Source organism: Corynebacterium pseudodiphtheriticum DSM 44287 (assembly GCF_000688415.1).
GTDB classification, from domain to species: Bacteria; Actinomycetota; Actinomycetes; order Mycobacteriales; family Mycobacteriaceae; genus Corynebacterium; species Corynebacterium pseudodiphtheriticum.
In genome coordinates this window covers 25,685-47,386 of the sequence record NZ_JIAH01000008.1, presented here as the reverse complement: position 1 = coordinate 47,386, position 21,702 = coordinate 25,685, and the positions used below count along the sequence as shown (strand labels likewise).

The window sequence follows — 21,702 nt, the reverse complement described above, 5'->3', positions numbered from 1 at the left end:
CATGAGGAGAATGCATCCGAACCCGGAAGTCAGGCTGGTATCTCACACCCGACAAGTTCAACAACGACAATGGCCTGTAGAGCTGCCTGCAGCCGGGGTCTGGAAAATCACTGGTCCAGCGGGTTCCGGTGTCTCATCTTTTTTGATCGATACCACTGTGGAACGAGTGGAACAGTGCTTAGCAGAAGGCAAAGACCCTTCTGGCATTGTGGTGATCGCACCATCGAAAGAATCGGGCGCCCGGCTGCGGCGGGAATTATCGGAGAAAGTCTCGCAATATTATTCGCAGGGGCCATTGGTTCGTTCTATCCACTCGGTAGCTTTTGGTTTGTTGCGCCTGGTTACTGATTTACCCCTACGGCTAATCAGTGGCGCTGAACAAGACGCGATGATGCGTGAGATCCTGCGCCTGCAAGCGCAGGAATACTCCGCGGCCGCTGCCGGAAGCGAGTCTGAGCTTGCTGTAAGTTCAGTAGATTGGCCCGTCGATGTGCGACCCGCCCTGAGCTATCTTGGTTTTGGCCGACAGCTACGGGATTTTTTGTTGCGGGCAGTAGAACGTGGAGTATCAGCGCAGCAACTGGAAGATTTGGGCCGGGAATTTCAGCGTCCGATGTGGACGGCTGCCGCGCAATTTTTGCGGGAATACACGCAAATGATGGAGCTAGAGGGCACCTACCGGTATTCGGCCGCGGAGTTGATGGCCGAGGTCTCGCGTAATTTAGATGAGATTCGGGAGCTCAGTCCATGGCATACCATTATCGTTGACGATGCCCAGTTACTTGATCCCACTGCTGGTCGCTTGGTGCAAACACTGATTGATGGTTGCGATCTTGCTGTTGTCGGCGGTAATAGAGAGCATGCAATCTTTCATTTCCGCGGTGCGAGCAGTGAATTTTTTGACCAGTTGTCGGCGGACCAGTCGGTGGAATTACGAGACATGCACCGTAGCCCGCAACGTCGGGCTTTAGTGGCAGATTCCGGGACGGAAAACAGCGCTGCGGTGGTGGATGCGGTGCGGCGTCGTCATCTCGACGATGGCATCTCCTGGTCAGATATCGCTGTAGTGGTGCGCTCTTCCACGGATATGGCAGGCATTCGACGGTCGTTATTGGCGGCTGGGGTGCCGGTGTATATCAGCCCCACCGATACCGTGTTGGCAGAACAACCCGTCGTTGCACACCTGTTACTAGGAATTAGGGCGCTGCAGGAAGATCTGAGCCGTGCAGAGATGGAAAAGCTGGTGCTTGGCCCGGTGGGCGGAGCAGATCCGGTTACTTTGCGTCGGCTGATACGTGGGTTGCGTCGTTTCAACCCGGAGCGACGCGGCATTGATAGCTTGGTGCATTTGCTGAGCACTGACGAAGCTTTACCTGATTTTGCCGAACTGCTTACAGAACGCGAAATTGATATTTTGGTGCGCATTCGTGGCGTAATTCAAGCTGGCAGAGAAGCACTGCAGGGCGGTAGCGTTGAAGACGTCCTGTGGGCAGTATGGGATGCCACAGAGCTATCTAGCCGTATGGCAGCGACTGCATTGCGTGGTGGAGCAGCCGGTTCGCAGGCAGACCGAGACTTGGATGCGGTGATGACACTGTTCGATACCGCGGGCGATTTTGTAGAACGCCGCCCAGACGCATCCGTAGAAACCTTCGTGCAGCATATTGTGGAACAAGAACTGCCTACTGGTGTGCGTGAGCGACGTGGCTCGCGCACAGATTCCGTGGAAATCGTCAGCGCACACGGGACAATCGGTCGTGAATGGGATACCGTCGTGGTCAGCGGCGTACAAGAAGGAAATTGGCCAGATCTTTCAGAGACCGGATCGCTGTTCGGCCAGGAAGATTTGGTGGATTTCCTGGATGACGGCATCGCTCCCGACGAATATGTTTCACATGCCACAGACCGTTTGGGTGAAGAACGTCGTCTTTTCCGAGTAGCCACCAGTCGTGCTCGCGCGCTGCAAATCGTGACAGCGGTATACGCACCACATGCCGACGAAATTATTGAACCGTCCCGGTTTTTTCATGCTTGGTGCCTGAAATTTGATTTGGAACCAGAGCGGATAGTCTCGGCTGCTACCGCACAAGATCAGGAGGAGGCACTAAAGCGAGCAGCTGCTGCAGCTAAGGAGCCTTATGATGCAGAATCCGGTGCCGATACTGCAGGCGAGACGCACACCGGCGGGCTGACAGTACCTCGGGTATTGTCCGTATCGGCTCTGGTTGCTGAATTACGCCGCGTTGTGTGTTCTCCAGACTCCGGGGAACAAGAAACCCGACAAGCAGCAAGGCAACTAGCGCGTATGGCGAAAGCGGGAGTTCCTGGTGCAGACCCGGCACAGTGGTGGGCAGCCACCGAGACCGTTGCTGGGGAAGTGCCAAAACCCGAGAGAACCCGATTGTCACCGTCACGGATCCGTGGGCTGCTGGATTGCCCGATGCGGGAGCTCGTCGAAAAGCTGGGTGATTCCACCTCCACCGATGCCATGCGACAGGGCACATTGGTCCACGCTTATTTCGAAGCACTCGGGCGCGGGGTCGACCCTGAATGGGCACAGATAAAAACAGAAGCCGCATATCAAGAGACTTACCGTGGTCCTGTATGGCGCCAAGCTGCTGAGAAGGCTCGATTTACGCAACTACTCGAACGCAGCAAAGCGTGGATAGTGAGCACACGTGATGCATTGGAATACGTAGGAAGCGAAGTTGATGTTTTTGTTGAAATTATGCCGGGAATTTCCATCGGTGGCCGCATCGATCGTTTAGAGAAAGACGAGGCAGACAACTACGTGATTGTGGACTTGAAAACTTCGTCGTCCTCGGCGATGCCGAGTTTTCGCGAAACCGCGAAAAATCCCCAGCTAAGCGCGTACCAGCTCGCGTTGAGTAAGGGAAAGCTGATCACGGATCAGAAGCAAGAAGTGCGTGTGGTCACCGGTGACGGGGTCGAGATTGGTATGGCGATGCTGCTCTACCCAATGGGACGGACGAAAGCTGCCGGTACGCGGGAACAACCACGCCTGGACGAAGAACAATTACAAGAGTTTCAGGCACAGCTACCACCTTTGGTTGAGGAATTATCCGGGCCAACGGTCACAGCACGGCCCGGGGAGCATTGTGACTTTTGCTCACTGCGTCCAGTTTGTCCAGCACAGGGAGAAGGGGAAGTGATCACCAATGTCTAATGCGACGCACACTGAGCACAAGCATTCCGGGATCGTCAGCCCGCAGCTGTTGTCGGAGATCTTGGGACAGCGCTTTGCTCCGACAGAGCAACAAGCCGAAATTATTGGTGCAGAACCTGGACCACTGTTGGTGGTGGCTGGCGCCGGTGCCGGAAAAACTGAGACCATGGCAGCTCGCGTGGTCTGGTTGGTCGCCAACCGGTACGCCTTGCCCGAGGAAGTGCTTGGTCTTACGTTCACGCGCAAAGCATCACAAGAGTTAGCTAAACGTATTCGCGACCGGTTACAGGTGCTGCGTGATTCCCCACGCTTGCCAGAAATAGATCCGGATGGGAGCTTGCGTGCGAATCTGGAAACCATTGCACCACGGGTGTCTACCTATGACTCTTATGCAGGGGATTTGGTGCGTGAATATGGTCTTTTGCTGCCGGTCGAGCCTACTTCCCGGCTGATTACTCGTGCACATTTGGTCTCCATCGCACAATCCGTGGTGCGTAACTATGAGGGAAAATTAGAGACCGATAAAAAAGAATCCAGCATCGTTACGGAATTGCTGGATTTATTTGAACGCATGGCGAATAATCTGAGCTTCGCCGATGATTTCCGCGAATGTGCGCGCGCTTTCGCTGAGGTGGAATATTTGCCGCGAGCACCACGGCAGCGGAAAGACCTCAATAAAGATGTCCAAAACTGGGTTGACCGCCAGCAACTGCGCATCGATTATTTGCCGATGATCGAGCAACTCGAACGCGAACTCATAGAGCGTAATGCAGTCACCTTTACCCAACAGATGTTCGCTGCGGCACAGTTAGCCCAACAACATCCGTCAGTAGGCGTTTCACAACGACGGCAGACGAAGGTAGTCATGCTCGATGAATACCAAGACACTTCGCATGCCCAACGGGTCCTTTTGCGCAACTTGTTCGGTAATACCCCACACGAAGGATTGACGGTAACTGCAGTCGGTGACCCTATGCAGGCAATCTATGGTTGGCGTGGAGCCACCTCGGAAAACCTGGCACAGTTCCCTCAGGATTTCCCAGTTGGAGCTGAGGGAGACCAGCCTGCTCCCAGCAAAGAACTCACCACTTCCTGGCGCAACCCGTCCACCGTGTTAGACATTGCCAATACAGTGTCCCATGCCGTGTTGGGAACAGGCCCAGATCGCCCTGTCGCCCCGCTGGAACCACGCGCCGGGGCGGGAACCGGAGAGGTGAGTTTTGGGTATTGGCCGAATGCGGAGGAAGAAATTTCGTGGGTTGCTGGAAACCTGCACCAGAAATACCAGCAATACTTGGAACGAAACGAGCATGACCCACATGCTCGTTTCAGCGCCGCAGTACTTGTGCGGAAGAATAAGCAATCAGGGGTCATTGCAGAAGCTTTAGAAGAACGAGGTGTTCCGTATGAGGTAGTTGGCCTGGGCGGCCTATTAGAAATCCCGGAAGTTGCAGACATGATGGCGATCGCAACGATGCTGGTGCGGCCAGATGATTGGACAGCAGCATTGCGCATCGTCTCTGGACCTGCGGTGGGGTTGGGGATGGTCGATATCAAAGCCTTGGCTGCTCGTGCGAAAAACTTGGCTGGTCGTTTGCGACAACCAGAGGAGTCTACTTCGGGCATTGCCGAGCAAGCAGAGAAGTCTAGCGACATGCAAGCAGTAGATGAACCACAGTTGCCGGAAGACATACTGGAAGCACAATTAGCGCAAGCCCTAGCGGAAGAAGCCGATCACACAGTTGGCCTGACTGACGCGATTGCAGATCTCGGTGAGCCGGAACGCTATTCCGCAGAGGGATTAGAACGCATAGCTGAATTGTCCTCGAAGCTTCGTTATTTGCGCACCTATTGTCTGGGCAAGCCGTTGAGTGATTTATTCGCTGACATCATTGATACCTTCCATCTCCGTACGGAAGTGCTCACACATCGGCGTGCGGGGGCAGTGCACTTGGACAGAGCCTTAGAAGCCATTGCTGAATTTGACGGTGAACCCCTCGCAGCTTGGCTTGATTATGCTGAGCTAGCGCGGGAACACGAAGATTCGTTAGCATCGGGTGAGACACCGAAGACAAACAATCGGGTACAGATTATGACTGCGCATAAGTCGAAAGGCCTGGAGTTTTCTTCGGTGTATGTGTGTCACGCCGATTCCAGCACCTACAAGGCGCAAACTCGTACGTTTTTGACTGATGCTGCGCGTACTCCACATCATGATTGGCCGCAACTATTCGAAGCCGAAGATCGTAAAGAATTCCAGAACAACGGTGAGGCATTTGTTGCTGCGCAAAAAGGAGTGGATGCGGAAGAAAATTCCCGTTTATTTTACGTAGCATTAACGCGGGCTGAAGATGAACTGGTGGTCACAGGGTCGGAGAAGGACCCGTATGAGCACTTTGCAGAGATGCATCGCTATGCCCAGCAGCGTGCAGAAGAAGCCGAGCGGAAGGCAGAACAGCCACCAATCACGATTGTGCATTGGCAGCTTGACGACGCCGCCGATGAACTTCGGGACGTGACGGACGCTAAGGTTGCCACAGAGATGGGAGAAACCGTACTGCTCGATGGGGCGACTCCTAATGAAGAGCGTGTCGAAGAAGTTCTAACCGGGTTCACTGCACAATTTCCGTCAGTACGCCCTCGGGAGGAAGTGTGGCGTGGCGCTGAGCTAGTGCAACAAGCAATGGGAAGCCTAGGAACTGATGAAGAAATCCCGGCACTAGGCGGTGAGTTGTTCTCGTTGTGGGAACGCGAAGCCACCGCGCTTATTGAAGAACACCGTGCGCTTTCTGCACCCATCGTTGATGTAGAAATACCAGGTGAGCTTACTGCGTCCGAGTTGGTTGCTTTGCGTGATAATCCGACTCAATTCGCTCGGAGACAACGTCGCCCGGTTCCGTTTAAGCCAAATGCTTATGCCAAACGAGGTACAGCATTCCACCAATGGATCGAAGATCGCTATGGCGCCAACGCGATCTTGGATGAGACGGAGCTGCCCGGTAGTGAAGAAAACGTGGAAGCAGACTTCGACAAATTGAAAGATGCTTTCCTTGCTAGCGCCTGGGCGGATAGAACCCCGACGAATGTTGAGCAAGGCTTCGAATTTAGCTTGGGAAGTTCCGTCGTCCGCGGCCGTATGGATGCTGTCTTCGATTTGGGAGATGAATGGATGGTGGTCGACTGGAAAACCGGCAGGCCACCGCAAGGCGAGCAGATGCGTTCGGCGGTTATTCAGTTGGCGGTCTATCGTGAAGCATGGCAGCGCCTCAGTGGCACCGAAAAACCGGTACGTGCGGCGTTCCACTACATCATGGATAATTACACTTTCGAACCCAAGCAACTCCCAGATGCTGGACAGCTTGCGAGCATGCTGCAGCGCGAGAATGGGGCAGGAACTGCTGGGCACAGTGATAATAAAGGAAACTAGAACACAGCAATGCGCGGAAGAATCAGAGCGAAGCTGCGGCGATTTGAGCTGACTTCGCTGCCGAATTATGCCTTAGAGGATGTCATTCATATCCCCGAAGGCATGCGAACGCACCCATTTTTTCTGATCTTGCGCCGGTTCATGCTGGCAGCAGCTATCGTCACAGGTGTCGCTGCTGTTGTCTATATCGGACAAGATGGTTACAACGAAAAACTCAATCTCATTGATGCGTTGTACTATTCGACTATTTCGCTGACAACAACCGGCTACGGCGATATTGTTCCTGTCACCACCGGTGCCCGTTTAACCAATATCCTTTTGGTTACCCCAGCCCGGTTAATGTTCCTAATTTTGCTCGTCGGCACAACCTTATCTGTGCTGACGGAGCGCTCACGCAAAACGTTCCAGATTCAGCAATGGAGAAAACACGTGCACGATCACACAATCATCATCGGTTTTGGTACTAAGGGGCAATCCGCGATGCAGGCGTTGCTCGATGACGGTACCGATGTGCGCAATATTGTGGTTGTGGACCCAGAGCGTGCCTGCCTGCGCGTAGCAGAAGCACAAGAAGTGGTGACTGTACAAGGCTCAGGGACAAAGTCGGATGTCTTGAAAATCGCTGGTATCGAACGTGCGAAAAACGTCGTTGTGGCCACCAATAGTGACGACACTAATGTCTTGGCCACTTTGTCGGCACGAGAAATGAATAAAAAGGCAAAGATTTCCGCTGCAGTGCGGGAGGTAGAAAACCGGCACCTCCTTTTGCAATCTGGCGCAAATTCCACTGTGGTTTCCTCAGAAACCGCCGGCCGTTTGTTGGGCTTGTCGACGTCCACGCCATCGGTGGTGAAAATGATGGATGATCTGCTTTCGCCCTCGGAAGGCTTCTCAGTCGCAGAGCGCCCGGTTGCTAGCTATGAGGTTGGTGCCAATCCGCGACATTTATCGGATATTGTGCTCAGCGTGATTCGTAATGATCGGGTTTACCGTGTGGATATGGATGAAACCCTGGAGCTACGTGCACAAGACCGCCTGCTGTACATCCGCAAAAGCGATGAGACAGAACGGAAGAAGCAGAACGAAAAACGCGAGATGGAACGTCTTGGAGGTAAAGCCAAGCAAGTGAAAGATAAATCGCACCGGGAATCTAAGAGTCGAGAAGTGACTGATACCTCCGGGGACTGCCACGGTCGCCATATTGATGAGCAACGTGAGCTGAAAAGCAAAGAATCCGGTGGAAACGAATAGGGGTTTAGCCAATGGTGAATCTGGATGTGTTGGATGACGATCAGCGTGCGGCTGCTACGGCACCGCGGGGTCCGGTTGCGATCATTGCTGGCGCCGGCACTGGTAAAACTCGCACCATCACGTACCGGATTGCGCACCTGATTGATCAAGGCTTTGCCACCACTAACAGCGTGCTGGCTTTGACTTATACTTCCCGCGCGGCCGGTGAGATGCGTGATCGCCTCGCCAGTATGAATATCGGGGGAGTCCAGGCGATGACTTTCCACGCCGCGGCTCGGCGTCAGTTGCGCTATTTCTGGCCACAAATCGCCGGTGATGTGAAATGGAAACTTCTGGATAGCGCGTTTCCCGTTGTTGCTCGCGCCGCACGCTCGGTAACGAATACCCCAAGCAAAGACACTATCCGCGATTTGCTCAACGAGATCGAGTGGGCGAAATCCAGCCTGTTGGGTGCGGATGGCTATGCCGCATACGTTGACAGCATTGACCGCACTCCACCGCTGCCCGCGGAACAAGTGGCGGAGGTGTACCGGCGCTACGAGCAGCTGAAAACCAGCGACGAAGGCATGCACCTGGATTTTTCGGATCTGCTACTGCACGTTGCCGGCGCCATGGAAAATGCTCCAGCCGTGGCCGAAGAATTCCGGCAGCGTTACCGCACTTTTGTCGTTGATGAATATCAGGACGTTACGCCGTTGCAGCAGCGGGTATTGGAAGGTTGGTTAGGCGATCGAGACGACCTCACCGTCGTTGGTGATGCGAACCAGACTATTTATTCATTTACCGGCGCCACGCCACAGTATCTCCTGGATTTTTCGCGGCATTTTCCCAACGCGCACGTCGTTAAGCTGCAAAGAGACTATCGTTCCACCCCGCAGGTCACTACTTTGGCAAATCAGGTGATTGGTGCAGCGAAAGGCCGGATCGCTGGCACACGCCTGGAGTTACAAGGTATGCGTGAACCCGGCCCAGAGCCGATATTTCGTGAATTCGAGTCTGACCCAGCGGAAGCCCGTGAGATTGCTGGGCAGATCCTCACGTTGCTAGACCAAGGTGTGCCAGCTAAAGAAATCGCTGTGCTGTATCGCATCAATGCCCAGTCCGCGGTGCTGGAGCAAGCCCTTGCCGACGCCGGCATTGCGTACCAAGTTCGCGGTGGCACGAGCTTTTTCGAAAATCGCGTGATCGTTGATGCCATGCAGCAGCTAATTCGTGCCAACCTGCAAAACGATCTACCACCGGACCCTGTTGCTATTGCGCGGGCGGCGTTGGCGCCACTGGGCTATTCGACGCAAGAACCCGATGGCGCACAAGAGCGTGAGCGTTGGCAATTGCTCCGTGCTTTGGTTGACCTGGTGGAAGATATCGTGCAGCTGCGGAACACGGACTCTTTAGAAGTCGTATTGGGTGAGCTGCGCCGCCGAGCCGCGGATAAACAACCTCCGGCCGTCGACAGCGTGACGTTGGTGACCTTGCACGCGGCGAAAGGACTGGAATGGGATGCCGTCTTTTTGGCGGGCCTTACCGAAGGATTATTGCCGTTTCGCTACGCGATTGATGCCGGTGATGAACAGATTGAGGAAGAACGGCGTCTGTTTTATGTTGGTATTACCCGTGCACGGAAACACCTGGCGTTGTCCTGGGCGCCTGCCCGGCAAGAAGGTGGCCGCGCAAGCCGCAAACGAACCAGGTTTCTGGATGGTCTAGTCGCGCAGAGTATCAGTGAGGAGCCGTCTGCGGCTCGGGTGCGGAAGACGAAAAAGTGCCGGGTGTGTAGGGAAGTTTTGACCACCCCGGGCGAGAAAGTCGTGGGTAGGCATGCAGAGTGTGAATCGCCTGGAAACGAAGACCTCTTTGGTCAGCTGCGGGGCTGGCGGGCGCGGGTAGCCAGGGAAGAACAGGTCCCGGCGTATATTATTTTTTCTGATGCGACTTTGCAGGCAATAAGTGAAGCATTGCCGACCACGGTGGATGAGCTTTATGCGATCAGCGGAATAGGCCAGAAAAAGGCTGAACTGTTTGGGCAGGATTTGCTCGATATCGTCCGTCAGTATGCATAAAACATTCTGGGCAACGTGGATGGTTATCAACGATGCGCTGTTGCGGGCGGGCATAGGGATCTAATTCGTAGAGCTGGCCGGGATGAATCCTGTGTGGAGAAGCCCCGGGTGGTGGGCTGAGCTCGTAGATGCTCTCCAAAGTCACGATAACGTGTGCGACCGTGGAATGCGCAGCTGCAGTGGGGAAGTGCTGCATACTGCCGTCGGCGATTTTCTTTCCTTTGTTTGCTTTGCTGCCTGGCGACGCTGTGCTTCCCGGACTTGTCTGATGTGACCGCAGACCTTGGGTTGCAGCGTGCCACGTGGGGTCGCGGTCGGTGCGATGCAACTCCATGCATAGTGGGCACGGACCCATCGCGTTGATATGAATAGGGCCGACGACACCAGTGGCATCGATTAACGAGACGGGAATCCAGGTACGAGCCATTGCTAACAATAGCGGTGCCATAGTGGTGGTCTCTGCTAACCGGTCAACCACGAGCACTGGAATATTGTTGTCTTGGGCGTTTTGCATGCTGAGATAGGTTTCTTCTGGTTCGCCTGGCAAAGGCGAGCGCACCAGAAAGTCAGCATCAGTTAGTGCATTGCGCAGCATTGTTGCCAAAAACCCGGTACCGAGGACAATTACTGGCCGGGATAGCGCTGGACGAATGATGCCGTAGGCCAGCAAATCGTCAAATAAACTGTGCGCCGCAGGTTGGGTTAATCCAGCGCTGTGGCTGGCGATGGAAAAATCCTTACGATTAAACAGACGCGGAAGTTCATGCAAGCTTGTGGCTAATGTCTCTGGCCGTGTGGTTTCGACGATGCCCACGCGGGTGGAATCCACCCCAAACTGTAGGCACTTTTCATCACGTTGGACAACGCGCACACCGGGCGCGAAGTAAAACCGGTGTTGCTCGTCTCCCATACAATCCCCCCGAGAGTTGTGCGGTCTAACTCACACCATATTAGCGTGAACCGTCTTGGTCGTTGTTTCCCTCAGAATCGGTACCGTCGCCGCTGTTTTCAGCACCGTTGTTTTCGGTGCTATTGTTTTCTGCGTTGCCGTTTTCTTTGACGTCCTCACTGCGCAGCATCTCTTCCAGCTTCGCGAACTCGGCCTCGAATTCCTGGTCGTCACTGTCATCTAATAAACCATCGATGAATGCGGCAGGATTATCCAAGTGCTCTGGTTGCGGCAAAAAGTCTGGGTGTTCCCAAACCGAGTCCCGCCGATCGATGCCCACTGCAACGGTGGAACGGCGCCACAACTCCGCAGCGTCGGTTACTCGCGGTGCGCTAAGTTCAATACCAACAACTTTTTCAAAGGCTTTTTCTGCTGATCCCCCGGAAGCGCGGCGGCGACGCCATGCTTCGGCCATGGCCTGGGTAGAAGGAATACGGTCCTGTAGCGCTTCGCCAACGATGAATTCGACCCAGCCCTCGATAAGAGCCAATAAGGTTTCCAAGCGCGCGACAGCCGCAGTGTTGCGTGAGGTGATCCGAGGGGACAAGTCCATGCCCTGCAGATTCTGCATCGCGTTTTGAATTGCTTGCGGGTCACCGGATTCCAGGTTCAGATCACGCGCGGCCTCTTCGATATGGCTGGTATCGATAACTAAGCCCACTGCATATTCCTCGACGGAAGACACTAGACGCTCACTCAACCACGGTACATGTTTGAACAGGCGCTGGCGGGCAACTTCTCGTGCGGCGATGTAGACCAAAACTTCCTGGCCTTTCACGTTGAGATCGCGCGCGACGGATTGGATGTTATGCGGCAAAATCGCTGTGGTGCCTGTCGGTGCAACCGGCAAGCCGAAGTCCGAACCTGTTAGCGCCTGTTGTGCAAGATCACCCAACGCATGGCCTAACTGCATGCCGAAGTTCATTCCGGAAAGCTGGCCCATCATGTTCGACATTGGGCCCATCATCTGCCGGGCTTCTTCTGGTATCGAATCCAGCTGGGCCTTGTTCATGTGCTTGGCTACTGGATCAACAAAGCGTTTCCATATCGGAAGAGTCTGCTGTAGCCAGTCTTCGGCGTTCCAGGCAACCATCCGGTTTTCTGACGTCGGCAAGTTGGTGGAATCGTCTAACCACAGTTCGGCTAGCCGGACTGCTTCTTCTACCGCTTTGGTGTCTTGGGTAGAAATTTTTGTTGCAGATTTGATTTGCTGGCCGGCGATGCGCTTGGCCATGTCGTAATTGACTGGGGAATCGTCGCTGCTGTTGTTCATCGACGAGCCCATGCCAGACAGCATCTGGCCGAATTGGTTCAGCATATCGCCGAGACCACCGGCGCCACCGTGCCTGTTGTGGTTACGGTCATCGTCGTCATCACCGTTGCCACTGTTGGGAAAGGAAAATCCGAATCCGTTAGTCATGTCTCCAACTTACAGAAGATGTCGGCGGCTTCGCTTGTGGCAGGCTCTGGAAATCGCAACGCTGACAGCGAACAGGGTAGTCTGTGAGTCGTGAATGATGCTGCCAAGAAGAACGATGCTGACACCACGAAAAAACCTGGATTGGGCTCGGTTGCGTTGGGGGCCGTTCCTGTGGTCATCCTCGGTGCATTGGTTAGCATGGACCATATTCCCGGCACCAATATCTCCTTGGCGGTTCCTTATGCCGCTGAAGGTAAAGGTCCCACGTTTAATACTTTGAGTGAGGTCAGCGGAACCCCGGTGGTTGCTGTTGAAGCAGGTGAAGATTTTACGGTGGACGAAACCCCTGCAGGTAACCTGAACATGACGACGGTTTCCGTGCGCACCAATATGACTGTTGCACAAGCTTTTGGGCGGTGGATCGGGTCTGGTGACACGATTGTGCCGATCGAGAAAATTTATCCGCCAGGCACCAATCGTGAGCAATTCCAGGAACAAAACGAGGCAGCGTTTACGGCTTCGGAAGATGCGGCCACGGTGGCGGCGTTGAACTATTTGGATATTCCGACGCGCACCGCAATTGCCCAAGTATTGGACATTTCTGCCGGTGCCAAGCAGCTTGCCGACGGCGACATACTAGTGAAAGTCGACGGTCACAAGGTAATTGCTCCCGAAGATGTGCAAAACGCGGTGCGTTCGCATAAGCCGGGAGAAACTATCCGTTTGGAGTTTGAGCGTGATGGTGAAAAACACGACGAAGATGTCGAACTTTTAGAAAATCCACATGCTAAGGGCGAGGCATTGCTGGGAATTACCATGACCTCGGTCCCGGATGCTGACATTAATGTCACGTATAACTTGCAAGATGTGGGTGGTCCGTCGGCAGGCATGATTTTTTCCTTGGCAGTGATTGACAAGCTCAGCGAGGATGACCTCACAGGCGGGAAGTTCGTCGCTGGTACGGGAACTATCTCTGCTAGTTCAAAGGTCGGGCCTATTGGAGGGATTGCGCACAAGGTAGCGAAATCACACGAGGTGGGTGCAGAATTGTTTTTGGCGCCCACAGAAAACTGTGCGGAAGCCGTTCGCGCCGATCACGGAGACATGGTTATCGCGAAAGTTGACACCCTGGATGATGCCATTGCGGCGATGGATGCCTTTGCCCACGGTGGTGAAGTCGAGACCTGCGCGGCGGAGCTATAAAAGCCGATTTCTGCCAGGGGAATTAGCTAGTTTGCCAACCCTAATTCTTTGATTTTTTGCTCTGGTTCTTCCGCATCACCAGAAATCATGTGCTGCATAACCAGGCCGGATTCCGTGCTTACCACCGTGATGATCACCGTGGAACCCAACGAGGACCAACCGACGACACGGTCACCGGAATCGTCCACGACCTGTGAGGTGCGCAGCTCGGTTAGCGTTTGCAGCGTAGAGACAGCCTTGGATTTTGATTCAGTGAATTGGAATTGTCCCACCGAAGCCCCGGTGCAGTTGTAGTAGCTTTGCATGCCGACGGCCTCGCAGGTGTCGAATTCTTCGAATAAGGACCGTGGAACCAAGGAACCGAAAATTTCGTAGGCATTTTCTACTGATTCCGGTAGTTCTACGGGGTTGCTAGATTGTGCAGATTGCGTCGAAGTTCCGGTCGAGGCAGGGGATTTGTCTGCCGCGACTCCGGCGCTGCTTGCAGCAGATCCTTCTGCGCCAGTGGTGCTGGTATGTGCAGTGCTGGTAGAAGCAGTGTTGGTTGTATTGCTTGTCGACGTGCTACTGGTCGTGGTTTCGCTACCCGAAGTGGTGCTGCTTGATGTTGCAGCAGTAGTAGTGGTGGTGGAGGTTCCTGGGTGTGCCGAATTATCGGAGTTGCCGCCTTCGGAAGAGCAAGACACGAGTGCTAGTGGTAGGGCTGCACTGGCTGCGAGTGTGACAGCTCGCGTGCGAAAAGTGCGAGCAGAAAAGATGGCGGACACGACAACTCCCGGGTTCGGCAAAACTTTCAATCTCTGGTTGAGACTATTGTGACTATTGAGACTTTAGAGTACGCCACTACCATTTTGGTCTAAGCCATGCCGCAAGGCGGCGATAACACCAGGAGCAATACCAGGGCCACCGCGAAGCTGGATATCGTCTTCGGCGAACGGGCCGGCGTCGGCAAGCTCTTCTTCGGTAGGGCGTAACTGTAGCAAGGTCTGCTCTATACCTTCTGTTCCTGTGGTCTGCGCGTCGCCGGAGTCGTCGGCGTCGTCGACAAGCAATTCGTCGACCACGAAATCCGAATTATTGGTGGCGGCGAATTCTTCCCGGATCACGCCGGAAAATAGGCGCGCAGGCCGTGGCTTCGAACTCTGTGAATCTGCTGTGTCCTTGAACTTGATCTCTTGTGCCAAAACCGCACCGACGACGTTGTCTGGCCAGATAACTCGCGAGACATAGTCGGCCAGGTGCTCGGAGCCGGGTTCAATATTGCTCGGCAGGTCATCTTGCACAACGAGGGTTAGGGGAGAGTCGTCGTCGACGTCCACTGCGTGTTGGGCGAGCAAACTAGTGGGCACCAAGGCGAAAAGCGTCGGCGGGCAGTCCCAGCCTTCTGGGTGAATGAAGTCGACGGCTTCCATCATCGCGCGATTAAGCATTGGCTGAGTTATCTGCTGCGTATTCATCAGAAATTCGTCCTTTTTCTTCGATTGGCTAGTGCTTTTGTTTCGGTCGACTATTGCCTAAGCTAGATCACTATAACGCTTTCCATTTTCGATTATTTTAAAGGAGTTGGACTTGGCTAGCAGCCTTAACCAACCGTCAACTAATCTGCGTAAACCGCCGCGAATTTTATCGTGGCTCGTGGGTATTATCGTGGTGCTCTTCGCGGTCGGCCCGCTCGCGGTGTCACTGTATACCGACTGGCAATGGTTTGGTGAGGTTGATTTCCGTGGGGTTTATACCACTGCGATTATCACCCGCATCATCCTGTTTTTCGCCTTCGGTATCGTCGCGGGTCTTGTAACCTTCTTGATTAGCTGGCTTACCTGGAAGAACCGTCCGAGCGATGTCTCGATGGCGGATGTCAATTCGCCGGTGTACCAGTACCGAGATTCCATTGCTGCGACGATGCGCAAATTCCTCTATGGTGCACCGTTGATTATCGCACTCGCGGCAGGGTTCATGGGCCAGGCCTACTGGCGCACGGTTCTGTTGTTTTTAAACGGCGGTGATTTTGGCCGTGAAGACGCAGAATTCGGTATGGATCTGGGATTTTATGCCTTTAACCTGCCACTGTTGAATATTCTGGTGTCCTCGCTAAGCGTGCTTTTGATCATCAGCTTTGTGCTCTCGCTGGTGGGCTATTACATCCTGGGTGGGATCCGCGTTGGTAGCCAGGCAGCGGGGGTAAAGGGCTCGGTATCGAAGCCTGCGCGCATTCAATTAGCCGTTATTGCCGGTTTGTGGATGCTAGTGCAGGTTGCCAGCTACTTCTTGGATCGCTACACCATTTTGTTTAACCAGCACGATATTTTCGCTGGTGCTTCGTTTACCAACCTGCATGCAGATTTGCCGGCCAAGATCATTCTGATTGTGGTTTCTGCGCTGGTGGCCGTCGCATTCTTCATGGCTGTCGTGATCAAGGATCTGCGCATCCCCGGCCTGGCCGTGGTGCTGATGCTGGTGACCTCTATCGCTGTTGGTACTGCATGGCCGATGCTGATGGAGCAGTTCTCTGTGCAGCCGAACCGCGCGCTGAAAGAAGCGCAATCGATTGAGCGCAATATCGAGGCTACCCGTTTCGCCTACAACATCGATGAAACCAACGTGGAGTATGAAACGAACTGGGGCGCGGAAGAAGTCTCTGATGACGACGTCGCTGCAGACGAAAACACCATTTCCAACCTGCGTCTGCTCGATCCAGACATTTTGGCGCCGACGTTTACCCAGCAACAACAACTGCGTAACTTCTACGGTTTCCCTGATGTGTTGTCCATGGACCGCTATGAGATCGACGGGGAACAGCGTGATTTCGTGGTGGCCGCTCGTGAGTTGGATCCGAATGCACTACGGGAAAACCAGCGTTCTTGGATTAACCGCCACACTGTATACACCCATGGCAACGGTTTCGTAGCAGCGCAAGCCAATACCATCAACGAAGCCGCAGAATCCGCTGGTTCCACCCGTGGTGGTTTCCCGGTATACACGGTTTCTGACTTGCAGACCTTGGCTTCCCGTGCCGAGGACGAAGATGCTGAAGAACTCGGCATCAAGGTGGATCAGCCGCGTGTGTACTACGGCCCGGTCATTGCCTCGGCCCAAGAGGGTCTGGACTACGCAATTGTTGGAGGCACTGGCAACGACGTGGAATACGACACTGATTCTTCGTCGTATACCTACACCGGTGAAGGCGGGGTAGGTATTGGCAACTGGTTCACGCGTGCGATCTATGCCGCGAAATACCAGGAGATGAACTTCCTACTGTCGGACCGTGTTGGTGCAGAATCGAAGATTCTGTATGACCGCGACCCACGTGCCCGCGTCGAAAAGGTCGCCCCATGGTTGACCACCGATTCGCACACCTACCCGGCTGTGGTCGACGGCAAGATCAAGTGGATCGTGGATGGCTACACCACCTTGGATGCGATGCCCTACAGCACGGAGATGTCGTTGTCGCAGGCCACTCGCGACGCACTGAACCCGGATGGCACCGAGCAGCGTTTGATTAACGACCGTATTGGTTATATCCGGAACTCGGTGAAAGCCACCGTGGATGCCTACGACGGCACCGTGGAGCTGTACGAGTTTGATACCGAAGACCCGGTATTGGATGCGTGGCGCGGAGTATTCCCGGACACCGTGAAGGATGAATCCGAGATTTCTGATGAGCTGCGTGCACATTTCCGCTACCCAGAAGATATCTTCAAGGTGCAGCGCAACTTGCTCGCGCGCTACCACGTGGATGACCCAGGCGTTTACTTCTCCAACGATGCTTTCTGGTCGGTTCCTCTGGACCCAACCCAGCCGGAATCCCAGGAGTTGCCGCAGCCTCCGTATTACGTGATGGCTGCGGACCCAGAAAACCCGGACAAGTCCAGCTTCCAGATGGTTACTCCGTTCCGTGGTTTGGAGCGTGAATTCCTGTCGGCGCACATGACGGTGTCTTCGGATCCGGAAAACTACGGTGACATCACCGTGCGTGTCTTGCCGACGAATACGCAGACGCAAGGTCCGCGCCAGGCGCAGGATGCGATGATGTCGTCTGACCAGGTTGCTGGTGACCGTGGTCTGTGGGAGCGCACGAACGAGCTCTACAACGGTAACTTGCTGACTTTGCCGGTAGGCGGCGGTGAAATCCTCTACTTGGAGCCGATTTACGCCGAGCGTAAAGACCAAGATTCGGCCTTCCCGAAGCTGCTGCGTGTGTTGGTTTCTTACAAGGGCCGCATTGGTTATGCACCAACTATTGGTGAGGCGCTGGAACAGGTAGGCATCGACTCACAGGCGGCACAGGATATCGACCTGGTCGATGGTGACGAGGACAGTTCCCGTGGTTCCTCCGATGATGCTGATGCGGCTGATACTGCAGAGGCTGGTGCTTCGGCTTCCAGCGACAAAGATGCTGACTCGGATCGCGATTCTGCGGATCGTTCTGGTCCAACCCCGCCAGCTAGTGGCCAAGGCGTCGACGCTATTAATGATGCTCTCCGTGATCTGGAGAAGGCGCGGGATGGTTCCTTCGAGGAATACGGACGTGCGCTGGATCGCTTGGACCGTGCGGTGGAAAACTACCAGTCGCAGAACTAGCGATACCACGATTGGCAGCGATGCAACGTCAGTAAGATATTGCTCGCGAGATCGTTGATAATCCCGCTGTGTGCCCAGCGCATGGCGGGATTTGGTATATCTAGCGATGGTATGTATAGTTACATGATGTCAGCAAGCGAGAGATCGCGAAGGTCCGCGAAAGCGGAGGCCTTCAGCTGGCAGATGAATTGAATATCATCCGACGCGGGGTGGAGCAGCTCGGTAGCTCGCTGGGCTCATAACCCAGAGGTCGCAAGTTCGAATCTTGTCCCCGCTACCAATATTCAACGGACCCCCAGTGGCGCCTAGCGCTGCTGGGGATTTTTCGTATATCTGATTTTCTCACCGCGTGGAGCTCAACAAGAGCCAAGGGAGACGAGAGTGCTAGCTGATTTTCTTAGTTGGGCCCTTGTTATGGCGATGCCGGGGCCCGATATTATTTCTATCGGCCTGCAAACCTCGCGGTATGGTCTGCGTGCGGGGTTCTGGACGGCTCTCGGCGCTGCGCTGGGAGTAGCAGTGTGGTCAGTGCTCTCGCTGGTTGGTATCGAAGCGTTGTTGGTCGCTGTTCCTACTCTGCGAGTTGTGCTACCGATGGTCGGCTGCGTGGTTCTCGTGATATTGGGTGTTCTGGCTCTCCGTGATGCAGCAAGGCCAGCAAGCAATCATAGCGACCAAGTGGTGGCAGAATCGATTCCTTCGGCGCGATCGCTAGGGACCGGTGCATGGGCTAAGTCGCTTCGATTGGGTTTTGTCACCAACATTTCGAATCCAAAGGCATTGGTTTTCTTTACCTCTTTCTTTACTCAAATGATGAGCCATTACACAGAATTCAGCCAGAAATCCCTGGTTCTCGGCCTTCTGCTAGTGGTGACTCTGCTGGTATTTCTCATGATGTCCGTGCTGTTGAAAGCAGCAGTGAATTCGCCTCTGGCCCGAATTCCTTCTGTTCGTTTTCTGCCTGGCATTGTCTTCATTTCTATTGGTGTCTTCTATTTCTTCGAACTTGTCTAAACAATAAAAAGGAAAAACTATGCGTGTTCTTCATATCAATCCTGATATCTCAGACACTGCGACTTTTAGGCATTTTCCTTGTTTTTCCATTATTTCCCGGGACTCAGCTTGTTGCCACAACGCGCTTTCAACCTCGTCCGGGGGCAGTATCCCAATCGTTGGTGGAGCCTGGATTTATTCCACCAATTGGAACCGGACGGCGATGACACTGGCGGCGACGCCGTAGCCTCCGAAAATCTGTGATCCCAGACTTGCACCCTTTGTATTGTCTTGCTCACACTGTTCAACAAAAACTAATGTTATCGGTATCACTTATTCCGTTGATCTATCCCGCACAACAGTCGGCATGTGACGCGGAAACAGTGAACGTGTAGTAACGAGTAACCAGCTGCTGAGTCCAGCTGTAGAGCAAAAGGGGAATAGCCGTGTCGCCGACCATTCCAGAACCGAAGCACGTCACCAACGTGCCAAGCGTTGGGCACACTGACCCGCCGGTCCCGAAAAATATCTGGCGATTGTTTGTCTACAGCGCCATTGGTGCATTCGTCTTTTTCTTCCCACTGACCTATCAAGACAAAAGCTCGATCCCGCTCGACCACATGGTTACGATCGTGCGGGACAGTGTGCCCGCCATCGTTCCGTGGATCATCCTGGCTCTGGCCGGTTTTGGTGTTGTTCGTTCCATCTATAACCAAAACTGGAAAGAAGGCACGCTCGCTGCGATTTTCGTCGTCACGAATGTCATCGGTTTTATCATCGCGGTGCTGGCGGTGTTGGATGCGCTGCCGTGGGTGCTTGGCGACGAAGACATGGTGCCATTTCTCTGGGAAAAGATTGCCACTCCGGTCGGGTTGATTGTTCCGATTGGCTCGGCGTTCCTCGCGTTGCTGGTCAGTTATGGCTTCTTGGAATTTATCGGCGTACTTATGCAGCCGATTATGCGTCCGCTGTGGAAAACCCCGGGCCGTTCGGCTATCGACGCGGTGGCTTCGTTCGTTGGCTCGTATTCGCTGGGCATCTTGATCACAGACCGCGTCTATCAGCGAGGTGGCTATACCGCGAAAGAAGCCGCCATTATTGCCACCGGCTTTTCGACGGTCTCCGCAGCGTTCATGGTCATCGTCGCTAATGCACTCGGCCTCATGGAAATTTGGACCACGTTCTTTTTCGTCACGCTAGTCGTTACTTTCCTGGTCACCGCAATCACCGTACGTATTCCGCCGTTGTCGCGTATTCCGGATGATTATCACGAGGGCGCGACTCCAGAACCAGAAACAGAAGTCAGTGGCAGTCGGGTTAAAGCCGCTTGGCATGAGGCTCTCTATACCTTGGAAAATGCCCCTAGCCTGTGGCGGGCGGTGCGCGATAGCTTCGTGGATGGAGTCAAGATGGCTGGTGCCATCGTGCCGTCGATTCTCTCGGTTGGCCTGGGTGGCATTTTGCTGGAGCGATTCACCCCGGTGTTTGAGTGGATCGGCTATCTGTTCTACCCGTTCGCTTGGATCGTGCGCCTGCCAGAAACCATGGATGCCAGCCAGGCGATGGCTACTGGTATTGCAGAAATGTTCCTGCCTGCGGCCAGCATGGCAGGCGCGGAAGATCTGGTGGCGAAGTTCGTTGTCGGCGTGGTTTCTATCTCGATGATCATTTTCTTCTCTGCACTTATTCCATGCATCATGGCTACCCGTATCCCGATTTCCCTGACTGCTATCGTCATCATCTGGTTTGAACGCGTGGCGCTGACGATTCTTATCGCCACCCCGATTGCGTATCTGTTGTTGTAGCACCATTCGTTAGTCTGAAAACATGAATTCCCCGCAGGTTCCCGCAGCACGCCACACGCTAGATATTTTGCGGTTGCTTTCTACCATCGATGTGCCGATTTCCGCAGCGCGCATCCATCGTGAACTGGGTATTCCGCGTTCGACCACATACCACCTGTTATCGGAGATGGTCGAGGCTGGCTTTGTTGTCCACCTTTCTGGTGAACGCACCTATGGTCTCGGCCTGGCTGCGTATTCCATGGCAAATGCCTATACGACCCAGCAGCCTTTGGTGCGATTAAGTCAGAAATACCTGGATAAAGCCGCCAGTTTGGCAGGCGGATCGGGGCACTTATCCCGCTTGTCTGCCACTGAGATTGTGTATTTGCAGGAAACGCGTGCTGCGCGGGCGGTGTCGTTGATTAGTCAGGTGGGGGTCCGCTTGCCAGCGGTGGGCACGGCTTCTGGGAGAGCTATGCTCGCGCACTTGCCGGAAACGGAATACCGTGCGGTTTACTCGGCGTCGGATGCCGCCGAAGGCTGGGGAGCGTTTCAAAAACATCTTGCCGACGTCCGCGAACGCGGATTTGATGTGGAAGTGCAAGAAGTAAGCAGGGGGCAGGCCAGTGTTGCGGTGCCGGTGTTGGATCATTTGCAGCGTCCCGCGGCGGCGTTGGCAGTGACGTATCCGGTGGATAGCTTGCGTGCTGGGCAATTCGAACAATTACGAGATCACCTGAGTTCTGCTGCGCGCGACATTTCATCACGCATGTATGGCAATCCGGGATAACCCGCGGCACATATCCGTCTCGTATTTCAGACATAACCGTCGGCAAGTCCCTGTTTT

General features: G+C 54.4%; 13 protein-coding genes and 1 tRNA gene. 10 read left to right on the top strand and 4 right to left on the bottom strand.

Translation table 11 applies throughout. From position 1 onward, the window contains the following. Nucleotide 1: 1 nt before the first annotated feature. The 4 genes from O146_RS0106410 to O146_RS0106395 are packed head-to-tail and all read left to right on the top strand — an operon-like array spanning nt 2 to nt 9,925. On the top strand, nt 2–3,187 hold the full coding sequence (locus O146_RS0106410) for an ATP-dependent DNA helicase (RefSeq protein WP_027017983.1): 3,186 nt from the start codon (nt 2–4) through the stop codon (nt 3,185–3,187). Continuing rightward, nucleotides 3,180–6,614 carry an ATP-dependent helicase gene (locus tag O146_RS0106405; RefSeq protein WP_051619305.1) on the top strand — a complete coding sequence of 1,145 codons (3,435 nt, stop codon included), beginning with the start codon at nt 3,180–3,182 and terminating at the stop codon, nt 6,612–6,614. The genes O146_RS0106410 and O146_RS0106405 overlap by 8 nt, the downstream gene beginning before the upstream one ends. 9 nt (nt 6,615–6,623) lie before the next feature. Continuing rightward, nucleotides 6,624–7,865 (top strand): potassium channel family protein, encoded by a 1,242-nt coding sequence (locus O146_RS0106400; protein ID WP_027017981.1) that lies wholly within the window; start codon nt 6,624–6,626, stop codon nt 7,863–7,865. A gap of 11 nt (nt 7,866–7,876) precedes the next feature. Beyond that, nucleotides 7,877–9,925 (top strand): ATP-dependent DNA helicase UvrD2, encoded by a 2,049-nt coding sequence (locus O146_RS0106395; protein ID WP_027017980.1) that lies wholly within the window; start codon nt 7,877–7,879, stop codon nt 9,923–9,925. Here O146_RS0106395 and O146_RS0106390 read toward each other — a convergent pair. Next, nucleotides 9,852–10,835 carry a hypothetical protein gene (locus O146_RS0106390; protein ID WP_027017979.1) on the bottom strand — a complete coding sequence of 328 codons (984 nt, stop codon included), beginning with the start codon at nt 10,833–10,835 and terminating at the stop codon, nt 9,852–9,854. The genes O146_RS0106395 and O146_RS0106390 overlap by 74 nt on opposite strands. 40 nt (nt 10,836–10,875) lie before the next feature. Next, a complete protein-coding gene (locus O146_RS0106385) occupies nt 10,876–12,294 on the bottom strand; it encodes a zinc-dependent metalloprotease (RefSeq protein ID WP_027017978.1) in 1,419 nt (472 codons plus the stop codon). A gap of 90 nt (nt 12,295–12,384) precedes the next feature. On the opposite strand from O146_RS0106385, the gene O146_RS0106380 reads away from it, so the two are divergent. Beyond that, nucleotides 12,385–13,497 carry a YlbL family protein gene (locus O146_RS0106380; protein WP_021353682.1) on the top strand — a complete coding sequence of 371 codons (1,113 nt, stop codon included), beginning with the start codon at nt 12,385–12,387 and terminating at the stop codon, nt 13,495–13,497. A 26-nt stretch (nt 13,498–13,523) separates the two neighbouring features. On the opposite strand, the gene O146_RS11325 is transcribed toward O146_RS0106380, so the two are convergent. After that, on the bottom strand, nt 13,524–14,183 hold the full coding sequence (locus tag O146_RS11325) for a beta-N-acetylglucosaminidase (protein ID WP_155896242.1): 660 nt from the start codon (nt 14,181–14,183) through the stop codon (nt 13,524–13,526). Between the two features lie 144 nt (nt 14,184–14,327). After that, complete coding sequence (locus tag O146_RS0106370; RefSeq protein ID WP_021353684.1) at nt 14,328–14,954, bottom strand: PPA1309 family protein; 627 nt, start codon at nt 14,952–14,954, stop codon at nt 14,328–14,330. A gap of 145 nt (nt 14,955–15,099) precedes the next feature. Here O146_RS0106370 and O146_RS0106365 point away from each other — a divergent pair, with 145 nt between their 5' ends. The 5 genes from O146_RS0106365 (at nt 15,100) to O146_RS0106345 (ending at nt 21,645) form a co-directional block, all read left to right on the top strand. Beyond that, nucleotides 15,100–18,078 (top strand): UPF0182 family protein, encoded by a 2,979-nt coding sequence (locus O146_RS0106365; RefSeq protein WP_035000648.1) that lies wholly within the window; start codon nt 15,100–15,102, stop codon nt 18,076–18,078. A gap of 203 nt (nt 18,079–18,281) precedes the next feature. Further along, nucleotides 18,282–18,358: transfer RNA gene (locus O146_RS0106360), tRNA-Met, on the top strand. Between the two features lie 134 nt (nt 18,359–18,492). Continuing rightward, nucleotides 18,493–19,092, top strand: coding sequence for a LysE family translocator (locus O146_RS11320; protein ID WP_021353686.1), 600 nt, complete (start codon nt 18,493–18,495; stop codon nt 19,090–19,092). Nucleotides 19,093–19,517: 425 nt separating this feature from the next. Further along, complete coding sequence (locus O146_RS0106350; RefSeq protein ID WP_021353688.1) at nt 19,518–20,876, top strand: YjiH family protein; 1,359 nt, start codon at nt 19,518–19,520, stop codon at nt 20,874–20,876. A gap of 22 nt (nt 20,877–20,898) precedes the next feature. Continuing rightward, a complete protein-coding gene (locus tag O146_RS0106345) occupies nt 20,899–21,645 on the top strand; it encodes an IclR family transcriptional regulator (protein WP_021353689.1) in 747 nt (248 codons plus the stop codon). Nucleotides 21,646–21,702 lie beyond the last annotated feature (57 nt).